The organism is Nocardia sp. NPDC003183, from assembly GCF_053590715.1.
In genome coordinates, this window is record NZ_JBSFTG010000009.1 from 23395 (window position 1) to 37495 (window position 14101).

Annotated in this window: 17 protein-coding genes; 9 read left to right on the forward strand and 8 right to left on the reverse strand. The window is 67.5% G+C overall.

The genetic code is table 11. The features are described 5' to 3' along the window. Nucleotides 1–349 precede the first annotated feature (349 nt). A complete protein-coding gene (locus tag ACWDXS_RS23740) occupies nucleotides 350–1099 on the reverse strand; it encodes a GTP-binding protein (RefSeq protein WP_449968738.1) in 750 nt (249 codons plus the stop codon). 119 nt (nucleotides 1100–1218) lie between these two features. Here ACWDXS_RS23740 and ACWDXS_RS23745 point away from each other — a divergent pair, with 119 nt between their 5' ends. Both ACWDXS_RS23745 and ACWDXS_RS23750 read left to right on the forward strand, forming a co-directional pair. Then, the gene (locus tag ACWDXS_RS23745) at nucleotides 1219–1665 is read left to right on the forward strand and encodes a Zn-ribbon domain-containing OB-fold protein (RefSeq protein WP_378996296.1); all 447 of its coding nucleotides are present in this window, start codon (nucleotides 1219–1221) and stop codon (nucleotides 1663–1665) included. After that, nucleotides 1658–2860 (forward strand): lipid-transfer protein, encoded by a 1203-nt coding sequence (locus ACWDXS_RS23750; protein ID WP_378996298.1) that lies wholly within the window; start codon nucleotides 1658–1660, stop codon nucleotides 2858–2860. The genes ACWDXS_RS23745 and ACWDXS_RS23750 overlap by 8 nt, the downstream gene beginning before the upstream one ends. 70 nt (nucleotides 2861–2930) lie before the next feature. Here ACWDXS_RS23750 and ACWDXS_RS23755 read toward each other — a convergent pair whose 3' ends face one another. After that, nucleotides 2931–3584 (reverse strand): FMN-dependent NADH-azoreductase, encoded by a 654-nt coding sequence (locus ACWDXS_RS23755; RefSeq protein ID WP_449968742.1) that lies wholly within the window; start codon nucleotides 3582–3584, stop codon nucleotides 2931–2933. A 133-nt stretch (nucleotides 3585–3717) separates the two neighbouring features. On the opposite strand from ACWDXS_RS23755, the gene ACWDXS_RS23760 reads away from it, so the two are divergent. The 5 genes from ACWDXS_RS23760 (at nucleotide 3718) to ACWDXS_RS23780 (ending at nucleotide 7929) form a co-directional block, all read left to right on the forward strand. After that, a complete protein-coding gene (locus tag ACWDXS_RS23760) occupies nucleotides 3718–4059 on the forward strand; it encodes a winged helix-turn-helix transcriptional regulator (RefSeq protein WP_378996302.1) in 342 nt (113 codons plus the stop codon). A 120-nt stretch (nucleotides 4060–4179) separates the two neighbouring features. After that, nucleotides 4180–6039 carry a hypothetical protein gene (locus ACWDXS_RS23765; protein ID WP_449968745.1) on the forward strand — a complete coding sequence of 620 codons (1860 nt, stop codon included), beginning with the start codon at nucleotides 4180–4182 and terminating at the stop codon, nucleotides 6037–6039. Further along, nucleotides 6036–6230 (forward strand): hypothetical protein, encoded by a 195-nt coding sequence (locus ACWDXS_RS23770; RefSeq protein ID WP_387449193.1) that lies wholly within the window; start codon nucleotides 6036–6038, stop codon nucleotides 6228–6230. Before ACWDXS_RS23765 ends, ACWDXS_RS23770 begins: the two co-directional genes overlap by 4 nt. Next, nucleotides 6227–6604, forward strand: a complete 378-nt coding sequence (locus ACWDXS_RS23775; protein WP_449968749.1) for a hypothetical protein — start codon at nucleotides 6227–6229, stop codon at nucleotides 6602–6604. The genes ACWDXS_RS23770 and ACWDXS_RS23775 overlap by 4 nt, the downstream gene beginning before the upstream one ends. After that, on the forward strand, nucleotides 6601–7929 hold the full coding sequence (locus ACWDXS_RS23780; protein WP_449968752.1) for a hypothetical protein: 1329 nt from the start codon (nucleotides 6601–6603) through the stop codon (nucleotides 7927–7929). Before ACWDXS_RS23775 ends, ACWDXS_RS23780 begins: the two co-directional genes overlap by 4 nt. 5 nt (nucleotides 7930–7934) lie before the next feature. On the opposite strand, the gene ACWDXS_RS23785 is transcribed toward ACWDXS_RS23780, so the two are convergent. Then, nucleotides 7935–9077: a serine hydrolase domain-containing protein gene (locus ACWDXS_RS23785; RefSeq protein ID WP_449968755.1), complete on the reverse strand. Its 1143-nt coding sequence runs from the start codon at nucleotides 9075–9077 to the stop codon at nucleotides 7935–7937. 187 nt (nucleotides 9078–9264) lie between these two features. Between ACWDXS_RS23785 and ACWDXS_RS23790 the strand changes: the two genes are divergently transcribed. Continuing rightward, on the forward strand, nucleotides 9265–9909 hold the full coding sequence (locus ACWDXS_RS23790) for a GNAT family N-acetyltransferase (RefSeq protein WP_449968758.1): 645 nt from the start codon (nucleotides 9265–9267) through the stop codon (nucleotides 9907–9909). A 50-nt stretch (nucleotides 9910–9959) separates the two neighbouring features. On the opposite strand, the gene ACWDXS_RS23795 is transcribed toward ACWDXS_RS23790, so the two are convergent. From ACWDXS_RS23795 to ACWDXS_RS23805, 3 genes are all read right to left on the reverse strand, one after another. Next, nucleotides 9960–10232 (reverse strand): hypothetical protein, encoded by a 273-nt coding sequence (locus ACWDXS_RS23795; protein WP_378996315.1) that lies wholly within the window; start codon nucleotides 10230–10232, stop codon nucleotides 9960–9962. Then, nucleotides 10222–10788, reverse strand: coding sequence for an RNA polymerase sigma factor (locus ACWDXS_RS23800; RefSeq protein ID WP_449968761.1), 567 nt, complete (start codon nucleotides 10786–10788; stop codon nucleotides 10222–10224). The genes ACWDXS_RS23795 and ACWDXS_RS23800 overlap by 11 nt, the downstream gene beginning before the upstream one ends. Before the next feature lie 297 nt (nucleotides 10789–11085). Then, a complete protein-coding gene (locus ACWDXS_RS23805; RefSeq protein ID WP_449968764.1) occupies nucleotides 11086–11847 on the reverse strand; it encodes a class I SAM-dependent methyltransferase in 762 nt (253 codons plus the stop codon). Between the two features lie 153 nt (nucleotides 11848–12000). On the opposite strand from ACWDXS_RS23805, the gene ACWDXS_RS23810 reads away from it, so the two are divergent. Beyond that, nucleotides 12001–12891 carry a ribonuclease Z gene (locus tag ACWDXS_RS23810; RefSeq protein WP_449968767.1) on the forward strand — a complete coding sequence of 297 codons (891 nt, stop codon included), beginning with the start codon at nucleotides 12001–12003 and terminating at the stop codon, nucleotides 12889–12891. Nucleotides 12892–12929: 38 nt separating this feature from the next. Here the strand turns inward: ACWDXS_RS23810 and ACWDXS_RS23815 are convergent, their stop codons facing one another. Both ACWDXS_RS23815 and ACWDXS_RS23820 read right to left on the reverse strand, forming a co-directional pair. After that, nucleotides 12930–13340 carry a hypothetical protein gene (locus ACWDXS_RS23815; RefSeq protein WP_378996324.1) on the reverse strand — a complete coding sequence of 137 codons (411 nt, stop codon included), beginning with the start codon at nucleotides 13338–13340 and terminating at the stop codon, nucleotides 12930–12932. A gap of 74 nt (nucleotides 13341–13414) precedes the next feature. Continuing rightward, nucleotides 13415–14068 (reverse strand): TetR/AcrR family transcriptional regulator, encoded by a 654-nt coding sequence (locus ACWDXS_RS23820; RefSeq protein ID WP_387449218.1) that lies wholly within the window; start codon nucleotides 14066–14068, stop codon nucleotides 13415–13417. Nucleotides 14069–14101 lie beyond the last annotated feature (33 nt).

Genomic DNA, 14101 nt, shown 5'->3' on the forward strand with positions numbered 1-14101 from the left:
GGACACGGCCTTGTCAGGCTTCGGCGGCGGGGATTTCGGCCGGTGCAGACCTAGTGCTCGCAGTCGTTGTGGATCGGCGGGCAGTAGATGGTCGTGGCGCAGGCCAGGCAGGTGTGCGTTCGGTGGTGTCCGCCGATCCGGACACAGGGCAACACGCTGACGAGCGACCGGCCTGCCCCGAGCCGGTGTCCGTTGGGGCAGAAGCGCGGCGCAGGTTCCGTCCAGCGTCCATTGCGCAGGTAGAGCCGAATCGAGTCGCACATACGTTCGATTATGCACTTCGTCGGCTGGACGACACGACTGGGCACACCACCGCCGAGCGAGTCCCGATCAGGCCCGAACGTGGCGGTCAGTAGTCGAGGGCGTGCTCCGGCTGACAGACGTACAGGGGCGATGGCAGGTAGCGGACGACGGCGTCCAGGAGTGGGGCGATGTCATCGCGTGCGAGGGGTGTGGCGCACAGAATGGGCACGATGTCGCCGTTGCGGGTGCGGCGGCGGATGCGGGTGTGCAGGTCTCCAACGGTGAGCGAGTCCGCGTGGTGTTCGGTCAGGATCGCCCTGAGTACGCCATACCACCGCTCAGCGAGTTGCCTTCGGCTTCCCAGGGTTTCGGCTGCCGCATGTTCGAGGGCCGGTAGCGAGACCAAGTCGATGACGTCGAAGCCGACACCGGCACCGACGGGGACCTGGAGGGCCAACGGCACCGCCCCGCGAGCGTCGGCGATCGTGCGGACACAGCGGTCGAAGTCGGCGGTGGGTTGATCGAGGCCGCCGACCAAGCACAGGCGGGCGACCTGATGATCGTCGGCGACGCGCAACATGGTTTCGAGTCGCGGGGTGGCGTGCGCGGCGGCGTTCACGACCACGATGACCCCGTCGGCGACGCGAATGGATCGCTCCAAGTCGGCGATGAGCGCGTCGCTCGACAGTTCGGTGACGCGAATCGTGTGCTCGATGCTGTTCATCGACCAGTAGACCGTGTTCTCGGTGTCGCCGAAACATCGGCGCAGGCGATGAACCACTCGCGCCGTCTCCTCGGCATCGCCGATGATCGTGACGTTGCGGATCGACTGCGGGTCAATAGCTTTGGTGCCCATCGCGCGGTACTCCAGATCGATGTCATCGCATCCTCGATCCGCTCACCGTACCCGCGCCCGAGCAGCGCTGGAACGGAATTCCGCCCCAAAGTAGAACGTGTTCCTATACCGTCGGCCACGTGCAGAAAGAACAACGCCCCGCCGTGGCTGACTGGTTCACTGCGGACGACGGCCAGGTACGCCTCAAAGGAACTCGCTGCAACGACTGCGGCACGCCGTACTTCCCGAAGAACACACTCGCCTGCCGCAACCCCCAGTGCACAGGTACCCACGACGGCTCCGAGCTCGTCGAGTACCTGTTCTCCACGCGCGGCCGGATCTGGTCGTACGCGGACGCCCGGTACAAGCCGCCCGCGCCTTACGTCTCGGCCGATCCCTTCGTGCCCTATGTCGTCGCGGCCGTGGAGCTCGAGGTCGAGCAGATGGTGATTCTCGGGCAGGTCGTGCGCGGTCTCACCGTCGATGATCTGGCCGTCGGCATGCCGGTCGAATTGACCGTCGGGACGCTGTACGAGGACGAAGACGCAGAACACACGGTGTGGATGTGGAGGCCGGTCAATGACTGACACGAATGATCGCGACATCGCCGTCCTCGGCGCGGGCATGCACCCGTGGGGCAAGTGGGGGCGCAACTTCGTCGAATACGGTCTGGTGGCCGCGCGTGCGGCGCTGGCCGACGCCGGGCTGAACCACCGCGACGTCGGCTACATCGCCGGCGCCGACACCATCCGCAACGGCTATCCCGGCTTCGTCTCGGGCGCGACTTTCGCGCAGGCGCTCGGCTGGTCGGGTGCGCAGATCTCGAGCAGCTACGCCGCCTGCGCCTCCGGTGCGCAGGCCATCGCCAACGCGCGCGCCCAGATCCTGGCCGGGCTGTGCGAGGTGGCGCTGGTGGTCGGCGCGGATACCACGCCGAAGGGCTTCTTCCAGCCGGTCGGTGGCGAGCGCCGCGACGACCCCGACTGGTTGCGCTTCCATCTGCTCGGCGCCACCAACCCGATCTATTTCGCGCTCTACGCCCGCCGCCGCATGGCGTTGCACGGCGCCACTCTCGACGACTTCGCCGCGGTGAAGGTGAAGAACTCCCGGCACGGCCTGAACAACCCGAATGCCCGATACCGCAAGGAGGTCTCGGTCGAGGAGATCTCCGCTTCGGCGATCGTGTCGGATCCGTTGCGGCTGCTCGACATCTGCGCGACCAGCGACGGCGGGGCCGCGCTGGTGCTGACGTCGATGGACTACGCACGCCGCCACGGCATCGCCGATCCGGTGCGCATCTCCGCGCTGTCGACGGTGACGCCGACGTTCCCGAAGACCGTGCTCGATCTGCCGGATTTCTCGACGGATTCCGCCGTGGCCGTCGAGCCTCCGTCACGCACCTTCCGGTCCGCCATCGCGCACGCCGCCTACGAAGAGGCCGGAATCGGTCCCGCCGACCTGTCCTTCGCGGAAGTCTACGACCTCTCCACCGCGCTGGAACTGGACTGGTACGAGGACATCGGGCTCTGCGAGACGGGTGCAGCGGAGGCTCTGCTGCGCAGTGGCGCAACGACATTGGGCGGACGGGTACCGGTGAACCCCAGCGGCGGACTCGCCTGCTTCGGCGAGGCCATCCCCGCACAGGCCATCTCCCAGGTCTGCGAGCTCACCTGGCAGTTGCGCGGCCGGGCCGACGGCCGCCAGGTGGACAACGCCCGCGCGGGCATCGCGGTGAATCAAGGCCTCTTCGGCCATGGTTCGGCGATCATCGCCACTCGCTGACCCCTGAATCACTCAGGTCGGCTACCGAAACCCCGGGCCATGTCCGGGGTTTCGGCGTCATAGCCGCTGCTCAGCCCGCCATATCGACAACTTCACGCTCGAGAGTCAGGTCGGCTACCCGGTCGCGGGCGCGTTCGAGGGACCGTTGGAGGCGCTCCCCGCCGAATTCGTCGTTGCCGGTGTACACGAACTCGACCTCGTCGATGCCGATGAAACCCAGAGCCGTGCGCAGGTACGGCTCCACGTGATTCATGCTCGCCAGCGGACCGCCCGTCTCGTAGCCGGCGTCGCCGGTGCCGACGATGACGAAGGCGCGCTTTTCGGAGGTGAGTGGTGTGTACGGAGCCGCGGCCTCGGGATCGAAGGAGAAGGTGCGCCCGACCCGGACGATCTGGTCGATGTAGGCCTTCAGCATGGCCGGTACCCCGAAGTTGTACATGGGGACTCCGAGTACCAGCACGTCGGAGGCGAACAGCTCGTCCACCAGCTGGTCGCTGTAGGCGAGGGTGTCGCGCATCTGCGGGGTGCGCGCCTCCGGTGGGGTGAAGGCGGCGGCGATCCACTCCTCGGTGAGGTGCGGAGGCGGTTCGTGGCCGAGGTCGCGGCGGATCACCGTGTCACCAGGCCTGCCCTCGCTCCAGCGCGCGACGAACTCCCCGACCAGCGTGCGGGTGTGGGAGCGCGATCGGCGCGGGCTGGCATCGAGCTGAAGTAGCTGGGCCATCTCTGAAACTCCTGTCGGGACCGAATCTGCTTGCTGGATCGAGCCTGCCCGACGGGGAATATCCGCGTAAGAACGCACATTTCTGTTACCCAGTACCCTTTTTCATACCTTTGCCGGTGAGACGAGGATGTGTATGGCCAAACGTAAGCAGGATCTCGATTTCGACTGCCCGGTCGAGGTCACCCTCGATGTGATCGGCGGCAAATGGAAGGGCATGATCGTCTTCCAGCTGAGCGAGGGTACGGCCCGGTTCACCGAGATGCGCCGCGCCATGACGCACGTGACCCAGCGAATGCTGACCGCGCAGCTGCGCGAACTCGAGCGCGACGGCGTGCTCACCCGCACCGTGTATCCGGAGGTCCCGCCCCGGGTCGAGTACGAGCTGACCGAGTTCGGCCGCGGTCTCGTCCCGATCATCGAGCTGATGGAGACCTGGGGCGAGCAGTACCGGGAGCAGCTGCGTCCGGCCGGGTAGACACCTGGCGCGGCTGAGCGCTCGACCGCGACCCGCGCGCGGGGTATCGGTGTAGCGCGGAATTCGGGATACTGTTCGTTACCCCGCAGACCGGGCGCTTCGACATATCGGAGGACTGCCGTGGCCACAGTGTTGAGCGATCCGTCGACGATCCTGGCCGCCCCGGGCACCGAGGGTGGTGGCGCTGCCCTCGATCAGGTGGCGCTGATGACAGGAGCTGCCGCGGTGGTCGGCGCGGTGCTGCTGTGGGTGGCCTACCTGCACCGGACGCGACGCATCACCTGGCTGCAACGGCTGGCCGACTTCAGCGGCCGCCTCATGAACCGTCCCGGCTGGGTGGCGCTGCCGATCGCGATGTTCCTCGCGACCATCCTGACCGCGTTTCTCGGCTTCATCTGGGACGTGAGCCTGCATGTCGGCAAGGGCCGCGACGACGGGCCGCTGGCCAACCCGGCGCACTATTTCATCCTCGTCGGCCTGTTCTTCCTCTTCATGGCGGGCATGCTCGCGATCATCCTGCCGCTCGACGAGAAGCCGGGCAGGGCCGCGGTGAAGATCACCCGCGACTGGTACGCCCCCGTGGGCGGCATCTTGATCGCCGGTGCCGGTCTGTACGCGCTGATCGGTTTCCCGCTCGACGACATCTGGCACCGGCTGTTCGGCCAGGACGTCACGCTGTGGGGACCCACCCACCTCATGCTCATCGGCGGCGCCGGTCTGTCGCTGATCGGGGTGCTCCTGCTCGAACTCGAGGGCCGCTACAACCGGCCCGACCCCGAACGGACCGACGGGCGGATGCTGTGGGCGATCCAGGCCTTCGCGTTCGGCGGCCTGGTGATCGGGCTGTCGGTGTTCCAGGTGGAGTTCGACTTCGGCGTCGAACAGTTCCGGCTGGTGCTGCAACCGATGTTGATCGTCTTCGCCGCCACGATCGCGCTGATCTCGGCGCGGTTGACGCTCGGCCCACTCAGCACACTGCTGCTCGTGGCCTTCGCCTTCTGCGTGCGGTCCATCGTGGCGGTCCTCGTCGGCACCGGATTCGAGGCGCCACGCAATGTGTTCCCGCTCTACCTCGGTGCCGCGATCGTGGTCGAACTGCTCGCCCTTGTTCCGCTGATTCGCCGACCGCTCTGGTGGGGTGCGCTCACCGGGCTCGGTGTGGCGACGGTGGGCATCTGGCTCGAATCGCTGTGGATCGAGCGGATGTTCGTCAATCCCTGGGTCGGCGGGATGTGGCTGGAACTGCTCGCGATGGCGGTGCCGGTCGGTGTGGCGGGCGGTGTGATCGGCGCGATGCTCGGCACCGTCTTGCGCGGCGAGGCACTGCCCAGACCTGCGGTGCGGCGTGGACTCGTGGTCGCCGCGGTGGTGATCGCGGCAGCGGCGACCGCGAACGGGCTGATCATCCGGGTACCGGAGAACGCGTCGGCGACAGTCGCGCTGACCGACGCCGCTCCCGAGCAGGGTGGGCGGATGGTCACCGCCGACATCCGGCTCTCCCCCGGCGATCTCATCGGTTCCGATCCGGAGTGGGTGGAGATCCTGGCCTGGCAGGGCGGTACCGGCGACGACAGCCCCGGCCACGGCCTAGTCGTGGACAAGCTGCGTCGCGTCGCCGACGACCACTTCGTCTCCACCCGGCCCGTACCCGTGCACGGCACCTGGAAGACACTGCTGCGCCTGCAGGACGGGCGCATGCAATCCGCGCTCCCGATCTTCATGCCGCTCGATCGCGGCATCGGCGCCGCGGAGGTGCCCGCGCCCGCGAGCTTCACGCGGCCGTTCGTCGAGGAGATCTCGGTCCTGCAACGCGAGCGGTCCTTCGATCATCCGTCCTGGCTGATCGGGTTGGCGGGCCTGGTGGTGCTGGCGTGCAGCCTGGCCTTGATCGCGGCGATGGCGTGGGGTGCGGCCCGCGTCAACGACCGGTATCTGGCGGCGGGCAGCACACCGGACCAGCGGGCGACGGTCGGACCATGATCGGCCAGGAGCACGTCGACATCCTCGCCGACCACTCCCTCCTGCTGGCGATCCCGGCCTTCCTGCCCGCGGTGGCACTGGTCGGCCTGGTGCTGTTCATCGCGATGCGTGACCGGCGCGCGGAGAAGCGCGAAAACGAGGACGCACGAGCACAATCCGTGCCGATCGACCGCACCGAGGAGAATCCGTGACCCCTCGTCGGCTCCGGTACGGCTTTGTCACGGTCGCCGCGGGTTCGCTGCTGGTGGGCTGCTCATCGGGTGCGGAGTCCGAGCCGGCCGGCGAGCCCGCGAGCACGGCCCGCATCATCGACATCCGGATCGCGAACGGCGCGGTGTCCCCGGCCAATACGCGCACCGAAGCCACGGCCGGGCAACGCATCGTGCTGCGGGTCGACAGTGACGCCACCGACGAACTGCATGTCCACTCAGCCCCCGCGCACACCTTTCCCGTCGCCGCGGCGTCGGGCCAGCGGTTCGACTTCACCGTGACGGTGCCGGGCCGGGTGGAGATCGAGCTGCACCACCTCGGACGGACGGTGACGACGCTGCTGGTCCGGCAGTGAATTCCCTCGCCCACGGCCTCAACGGCGCCGCTGACCTGCCGATTCCGCTCACCTACGCGTTGATCGGCGCGGCGTGGGCGCTCACCTTCTCGTTCGCCCTGTTGTTCCTCGCCTGGCGTCGACCCCGGCTCGACCCCGACTCACCGGGATTCCCGCTGCCCATGCCGGTTCGCCGGATGATCGACGCCCGCGCGACGCGGACGGTCATCGCCGTGGCGAGCGTGGTGGTCACCGGCTGCGTGCTCGTCATCGCGGTGTTCGGCTCCTCGGATCCGGCCCTGAATCCGGTGACGGGAGTGCTGTACATCGGCGTCTGGGTCGGGGTGATGGTGGCGTCCCTGCTGATCGGACCGGTCTGGAAGGTCGCTTCGCCGGTCCGGGCGATCCATCGATTCGGCTGCCTCCTGCTGCGGCGCCCGCCGGAGCAGGGACTTCTCCGCTATCGCGAGGAGTGGGGCTACCTCCCGGCCGCCGCGGGCCTGTTCTCCTTCGTGTGGCTGGAATTGGCTTGGCGCGCACCGGGGTCGGTGAGCTCGGTGCTCACCTGGCTGCTCGGCTATCTGGTCGTGACCACGATCGGTCTCACGCTGTTCGGCACCGTCTGGGCAGAGCGGGCCGATCCGCTCGAGGTGTACAGCACGCTGCTGGCGCACCTGAGCGCCTACGGCCGCGACCACGCCGGGCAGCCGGTGTTGCGGATGCCGCTGAACAATCTCGCGGGGACTCCCGGACTCGCCGGATCTGTCACGGTCGCGGCGACGCTGCTCGGATCCACCGCCTTCGACAGCTTCTCCGCTTTTCCGCGGTGGCGCGAACTGGTCGACGATCTGGCCCCGGTCGTCGACGCGACACTGGTGCGCACGGCCGGACTGCTGGTCTTCATCGGGGTGGTGGGCGGGTTGTTCTCCGTCGCCGCGCGCGCCACCGGCGGCCTCTCCCACGCCGATCGAGCGCTGCTGCCGCGGCGGCTGGCACTCAGTCTCACCCCGATCGTGGCGGGCTATCTGATCGCCCATTACCTCACGTTCCTCCTCGAGAAGGGGCAGGCGACAGTACTGCTGTTCGCGGACCCACTCGACCGTGGATGGAACATCGCGGGCCTGGCCGATCGAGACGTCGCCTACGTGCTGTCGAGTCATCCGAGTGTGCTCGCCACCTGCAAAGTGCTCGCTGTCCTGATCGGCCACATCCTCGGTGTCGCCGCCGCGCACGATCGCTGCCTAGTTCTTCTCCCACCGCGTCACCGGCTGACCGGCCAGCTGGCATTGATGCTGACCATGGTCGGCTTCACGTTCACCGGGCTGTATCTGCTGTTCGGGGGATAGCCGAGTCAGGGGCACAGGGCGCGGGTCAGGATCGCCATCATGTCCGGCTGTTCGCTGGGCGGCTCGGTCCAGACGATCGTGGCGGCCCGCCCGTCGGTGGTGGCGCCCGCGAAGGTGGCGTACCCGGTGATTCCGCCGGTGTGCCCGATATAGCGGGTGCCGCAGGACAGTTCGGCCGACATCACGCCGAGACCGTATTCGGGCATGCTGTCCACGCCGGTCGGCAAGGTGGCGAGCATCTGCTGAAGTTCCGGTTCCGCCACCACCTTTCCCGCCACCAGGTCGAGGAAGTATCGGTTGAGGTCCTCGCCGGTGGAGACCAGGGCGCCTGCCGCCCACGGTACCGAGGGCTCGATCCGGGTCACATCGGTGCGGGTGCCGTCGATCGGCGCGTAGCCGTGCGGGTGCGGACCGCGGATATCGTGCTCGCCGGTAGCGGGCAGGTAGGTTCCGGTCAAACCCAGCGGGCGAATGATCCTGTCCTGCAAGGCATCCGCATAGGGGCGTCCGGTGACGCGCTCGACGAGCATCGCGGCAACCAGATAGTTCGTGTTCGTATAGGTGAAGCGGGCACCCGGTGCGAACTTCGCCGGCCGCCGCAAGGCGATGGCGAGCTGTTCGGCGGGTGTGAACGTCCGATGGTCGAGAGCGGCGCGGTATTCGTCGATCTCCGGTGCGTCGGCGAACTCCGGTAACCCGCTGCGGTGCTGCAGGATCTGACGCACCGTGATGGCCCGTCCGTCGACGCCGTCACCGACGATCGAGCCGGGCAGATAGGTATCGATCGGCTCGTCGAGTTGTATTCGCCCCTCGGCCACGAGTTGCAGCACGATCGCCGCGACAAAGGATTTCGACACGCTGCCGACCCGAACCCGCTGCGGCGGCTCGACCGGAATCGGCACCCCGGTGGCCTGATCGCCGACACCGGCGGCCAACGTGGTGGTCTTGCCGTTCTCGGTGAGTGTCGCGATCACCCCCGACACCCCCGAGGCCACTGCCGCGTCGATGTCGTCGCGCACCCGCTGCACCCGCCCGGAGGATTCCGCGCGGTTCTCGGAGGGCGAGACCTCGGGACCGTCCGCCGGACTCGCACACCCCACCAAGGAGACGACAACCGCCATCGCGGCAACGATCGAGAATCTGCGCATCATCCGACCCTAGGAATCCCCCACCGTCCACACATCCGGAACAACCCTGGACCACACCCGGAGATCACACGGAAGCCGCGCTCGGTCCGGACAGCGGGTTCGCACCCTCGGTTCAATTGCGGCGCTGGGGATTCACTGCCATTGAAAATGAGGTGAGAAGGGTCGGGTCCGCCCCGCAGAATGACTCATGCTCACCGATCACTGGCCGCTGTTCGGACTGCGACTGGCCACACCCCGCCTGGAACTGCGCTTGCCCTCGGATGCCGAGCTCGCCGAGCTGGCCGAGCTCGCGGCCGACGGCGTCCACGACCCTGACCGCATGCCGTTCGCCGTCCCGTGGACCGACCTTCCTCCCCGCGAACGAGCACGCTCGGTGGTCCAATACCACTGGCTCCGACTCGGCAACTGGTCCCCCGGCAACTGGACGCTGAACCTCGCGGTCTTCGAGCACGGCCGAATCGTCGGACAGCAGGCGATCGCCGCCCGCGACTACGCGACGTTGCGTGAGGTCGACACCGGCTCCTGGATCGGCCTTCGACATCAAGGGCGAGGCATCGGCACCGAAATGCGCGCAGCGGTCCTCCACCTGGCCTTCGCAGGGCTCGAAGCCACCGACGCAACATCCGGCGCCTTCGCCGACAACTCGCCATCGTTGCGAGTCTCCGAGAAGCTCGGCTACGAGCCGGACGGGATCCGGCGCCTCACTGTGCGCGGAAAGGCCATCGTCCAGCGCCGAGTTCGTCTCTCGCGCGCGAAATGGGAGAGCCTGCAGCGAACAACCGTCGAGATCGACGGACTCGCACCGTGCCTGCCCCTGCTCGGCGCGGCGTGAGCTGCTTCGAGCGGTCGGCCGGATCGGCGACCGCTCGAAGCCGTCAGCTCCTAGGAAGCGACTCGGTGGGTGTCGCTGACGGTCAGCGTGCACTGGCCGCCGTCGCAGGAGCGCTGGAGCCGACCCCGCGAGAGGGTCTGCATCAGTCCGATCGCCCAGCACGTCGGACACCCGCGCAGTGCGATCAAACCCACGGGCAGCAGCAACAAGCTGATCGGCCCGACCACCGGGATCAGCGCCACCGACCCGATCAGCGCGCCGAACCCTACCCCGCCGCGCACCAGGTGCTCGACCATGGACTTACTCGCGAAATCATCGCTCATCATTTCCTCCGGCAGCCTCATCAGGCGTGGCCTGTAGCGCGTGTTGAACTGTCGCCCGGGCCCGGTGCAGCCGTGACTTCATCGCCGCCGTACTGAGCCCGAGCGCATCGGCGACCATCCGCCCGCTGTAGCCCTGGATGTCGCGCATGATCAGCACGCTGCGTTGGTCGGCGGGCAGATCGGCGACCGCGGCCGCCACCCTGCCCGCTTCCAGACGTCGCAGTACTTCGTCCTCGGCCGAAGCAGCCGCGACGGTGTCCTGCACGAGGGCTCGTCCCGGCAGACCCGTCCGCGCCCGACGCAGGCACTCGTTGCGAACGATCCGGAACATCCACGACGCCAGCGCACCCGAGGCCCGCAACATCCCGATCTTGCGATACAGGATGATCAGCGCCTCCTGCGCCGCATCCTCGGCGTCTTCCGGTGTGGCGCACAGGGAATGGGCGAAGCGCTGGATATGTGGATGCGAACCCGCCACCAGCGCCGCGATCGAATCCACGTCACCACCCTGCGCGGCGGCGATCAATCGCTCATCGGGCCACCGCGACTCACCCACGCCCAGCTCGTTTGCGCTTCACGACCACCATGCACGTGCAGAGCAACACCAGACCGACGACAACACCGATACCGATGACCACAACAAACCTCCGTGTCCTGTCCCGACGTCCGTCGCGACACACATAAGAGGCACCGGCGCCCCGAAAGGATTCACCCGCCCCAAACTCGTCGGCAACCGATACGCACCTCGGTATCGTTCGAATTTCGTGCTGTCCGGCTCCTTCCTCGGGCTGCGGTTCGTCTGTCGCCGCTGCGGCCGCCGCAGACCTGCGAGCAAGGATCCCCGAAGGCCCTCTCAAGGACGACGAGCGGTGATGAGCCACGAGCGTGCGTCGAAATACACACCGGTTTCTGTCTCATGGTCGGCCAGGATCTCGCGCAACCGTGTGCGGGCTCGGTCGGCTTTCGTGGGCTCGAGCGCGGTGAGGAAGGCTGTGAAACCTGTCAGGCGGAGGAGGTTGTCGTAGGCGGCCGCGCTGTCGGGACCGTAGTAGACGGGGTCGTCGATCTCGGTGAAGTCGATGTCGGTGAAACCCGCTGTCGTCAGCATGGATTCGGTCGCGGTCCGGTCGGCAAGCGAGAAGGGTCCGCGGCCGGGCGTGGCGATCGATGCGGCGAGGACGTCGCTGAACACCGTCGCCCATTCGTTGCGGTCGTGGCCTTGCCAGACCAGCCACGCGAGACGACCGCCCGGACGCAATGCGCGTGCGATGTTGGTGAACGCGGCGACCGGATCGGCGAAGAACATCACCCCGAACCTGCTGATACAGAGGTCGAAGTACAGGGGCGGAAAGGTGTTCTCCTGCGCATCGGCCAGCTCGAAACTGACATTCGACGGCCCTTCGTCGGCGCTGATGCGACGGGCCTGTTCGAGCATCACCTCCGAGATGTCGACGCCCACCGCACTCCCGTCGACGGCCGCGCGAGCCGCCTCGCGCGTGGTCTGCCCTGTGCCACAGCCGATGTCGAGCACACGATCACCGGCTCCGACGCTCGCGGCCGCGAAGAAGTGAGCAGTGTGCAGACGTAGTTCGGCGTCGTAGTCGAACAGATCCATCGTCGTCCTCCGGAAGCTGTGTCATCGGTACGGGCCTCGGCGGGCGGCACGCACTCGGTCCATCTCACCATCACCTTCCTCCGCGCACCCGGTCGTCGCGTCCGTCATTCGAATCGACGTGACACCGACCCGGCGACCCGCCAGGATGGGTCGATGTCGACACGAGAACTCGTCGTCCTCGGCACAGCCGGGGCTGTGCCCACCCGCCGTCGCAACCACAACGGCTACCTGCTGCGCTGGGACGGGCAGGGTGTGCTGTTCGATCCCGGCGAAGGCACGCAACGTCAGATGGCGCACGCGGGCGCCTCCGCGACCGAACTGAATTGGTTGTGTATCACCCATTTTCACGGTGACCACTCGCTGGGCGTTCCAGGCATCGTGCAGCGGCTCGGACGCGACGGGGTGCCCCACGGGGTGCACGCCGTCTACCCCGGCGAGAACGCCGAGTACTGGGACCGGTTGCGGTACGCGACGAGCTACTACGGCTCTCCCACGCTGATCGAGCACCCGGTGAGCGGTCCCGGCGAAACATTGCAGGGCAACGGTTTCACCCTCACCGCGCTTTCCCTCGCCCACAGCATCCCCACGTACGGCTATCGCCTCGCCGAACCGGACAGCCGAACGTTTCTGCCCGAGAAGTTGCGTGAGCACGGCATTTCCGGCGCCGCGATCCGCGAGCTGTCCGGACCGATGCTGGAGGAATGCTCGGCGCCGAGGCCGGGCCAGAAGGTCGCGTTCGTCATGGATACGCGCCTGTGCGACAACGTCTTCGAGCTCGCTGATGGCGTCGACATGCTGATCATCGAGTCCACCTTCCTCGACTCGGAGACGGATCAGGCGCACGAACGCGGCCATCTCACGGCGCGTCAGGCGGGCGAGGTCGCGCGTTCCTGCGGTGTGAAAACCCTTGTTCTGACGCATTTCTCAGAGCGCTACACCGAAAGCGAGGACCACCTGTTCATCGAGCAGGCAGACTTCCCCGGCGCCGTCCTCGCCCACGATCTCGACCGTGTCGCCCTCCCGCCGCGACGCACAGGCGAGTGAGGACAGCCGCGGCACACCGGCCGCGGCTGTCAGCGAACCTAGAAGCCGAAACTTCCGGTCGAGGGCGTCGCGGCCGGTACGGTGACCGTGACCAACTCGGAGAACGCGAACTCGGCGCCGTTGACGCAGCCACCGCGGGCGGTGATCGTGGTGCCGGGCTCGAGACCGTCGAGCGAGGTCACGACCGTCTTGCCGGGGTCGGCCAGCGATTCCGGGGCGCTGTCACCGAAGAACACGTGGTTGTTCTCGGGACCGACGCCCGCTTCGGCCCAGCACTGCCCCCGGTCGTTCGGGTTGCGCAGGGTGGCGGTGACGGTGCCCGCCGCGGTACCGGCGAAGCTGATCTCGGGCGCTACGAACGGGGTCGCCGCGCTTGCGGGCGCGCCGGGACCGAAGGCGACAGCCGCGGCTGACGCGGCGAGGATGGCTCCAGAAATTCGTCTGTTCATCACATGTTTGATGCTGCACCACAGAGGATTTCGAAACAAGGACGGCGGTGCCCCAGCAATCGGGGGCTGGCGCCTCAGCGCGAAGCTCGGCGCGCTTCGAGCCCATCCAGGATCAGATCCAGACCGAAACCGAACTCGCTCGAGTAGTCGTACCCCGGTCGCAGTGCGTGGTCGACGATCATCTCGGTGAGATACGGCAACTCGCCTGCCGGAAGGTTCGCGAGGATGCCGCCCGCGACTTCCTCGACGTCGGCAGGCACAGACACGGGCAGGTTCGCCTCCTGCAGGACGAACCCGCCGACGTAGCTGTCGATCAGCGAGACCGCGTGCGCGGCCATCGGCAGCGAGAACCCGGCCTCGCGAAGAACTCCGAGAACAGCGTCGTGATGACGCAGCGTCGCCGATCCGGGATTCCGGCGGGAATCCATCAGCCCGAGCGCCCAGCTGTGTCGCGCCAGTACCGAACGCGCCGAACAGGCCCTGTCGCGGATCGCCTCCCGCCACTGCGCACTGTCCGCCTTCGGCAACTCGATCGCCGCGAACACCGCGTCGACGACCCCGTCGAGCATCGCGTCCTTGTTCGGCACGTGGTTGTAGAGCGACATCGCCTCCACGCCCAGCTCCTGCGCCACCCGCCGCATCGTGATGGCCTCCACTCCCCCACGATCGGCGACCCGAATCGCGGCCTCCAGCACACGATCGCGGCTGAGCGGTTGCCGTACGGGCATGGGACCTCCTCGGTGACGAAGTGTTGACAACCT

Excerpts from the sequence above, each read along its gene's own strand:
- ACWDXS_RS23815 (WP_378996324.1), bottom strand. The coding sequence starts at position 13,340 with ATGAACAGACGAATTTCTGGAGCCATCCTCGCCGCGTCAGCCGCGGCT.
- ACWDXS_RS23740 (WP_449968738.1), bottom strand. The coding sequence starts at position 1,099 with ATGGGCACCAAAGCTATTGACCCGCAGTCGATCCGCAACGTCACGATC.
- ACWDXS_RS23760 (WP_378996302.1), top strand. The coding sequence starts at position 3,718 with ATGGCCAAACGTAAGCAGGATCTCGATTTCGACTGCCCGGTCGAGGTC.
- ACWDXS_RS23755 (WP_449968742.1), bottom strand. The coding sequence starts at position 3,584 with ATGGCCCAGCTACTTCAGCTCGATGCCAGCCCGCGCCGATCGCGCTCC.
- ACWDXS_RS23795 (WP_378996315.1), bottom strand. The coding sequence starts at position 10,232 with ATGAGCGATGATTTCGCGAGTAAGTCCATGGTCGAGCACCTGGTGCGC.
- ACWDXS_RS23785 (WP_449968755.1), bottom strand. The coding sequence starts at position 9,077 with ATGCGCAGATTCTCGATCGTTGCCGCGATGGCGGTTGTCGTCTCCTTG.
- ACWDXS_RS23810 (WP_449968767.1), top strand. The coding sequence starts at position 12,001 with ATGTCGACACGAGAACTCGTCGTCCTCGGCACAGCCGGGGCTGTGCCC.
- ACWDXS_RS23805 (WP_449968764.1), bottom strand. The coding sequence starts at position 11,847 with ATGGATCTGTTCGACTACGACGCCGAACTACGTCTGCACACTGCTCAC.
- ACWDXS_RS23750 (WP_378996298.1), top strand. The coding sequence starts at position 1,658 with ATGACTGACACGAATGATCGCGACATCGCCGTCCTCGGCGCGGGCATG.
- ACWDXS_RS23790 (WP_449968758.1), top strand. The coding sequence starts at position 9,265 with ATGCTCACCGATCACTGGCCGCTGTTCGGACTGCGACTGGCCACACCC.
- ACWDXS_RS23820 (WP_387449218.1), bottom strand. The coding sequence starts at position 14,068 with ATGCCCGTACGGCAACCGCTCAGCCGCGATCGTGTGCTGGAGGCCGCG.
- ACWDXS_RS23770 (WP_387449193.1), top strand. The coding sequence starts at position 6,036 with ATGATCGGCCAGGAGCACGTCGACATCCTCGCCGACCACTCCCTCCTG.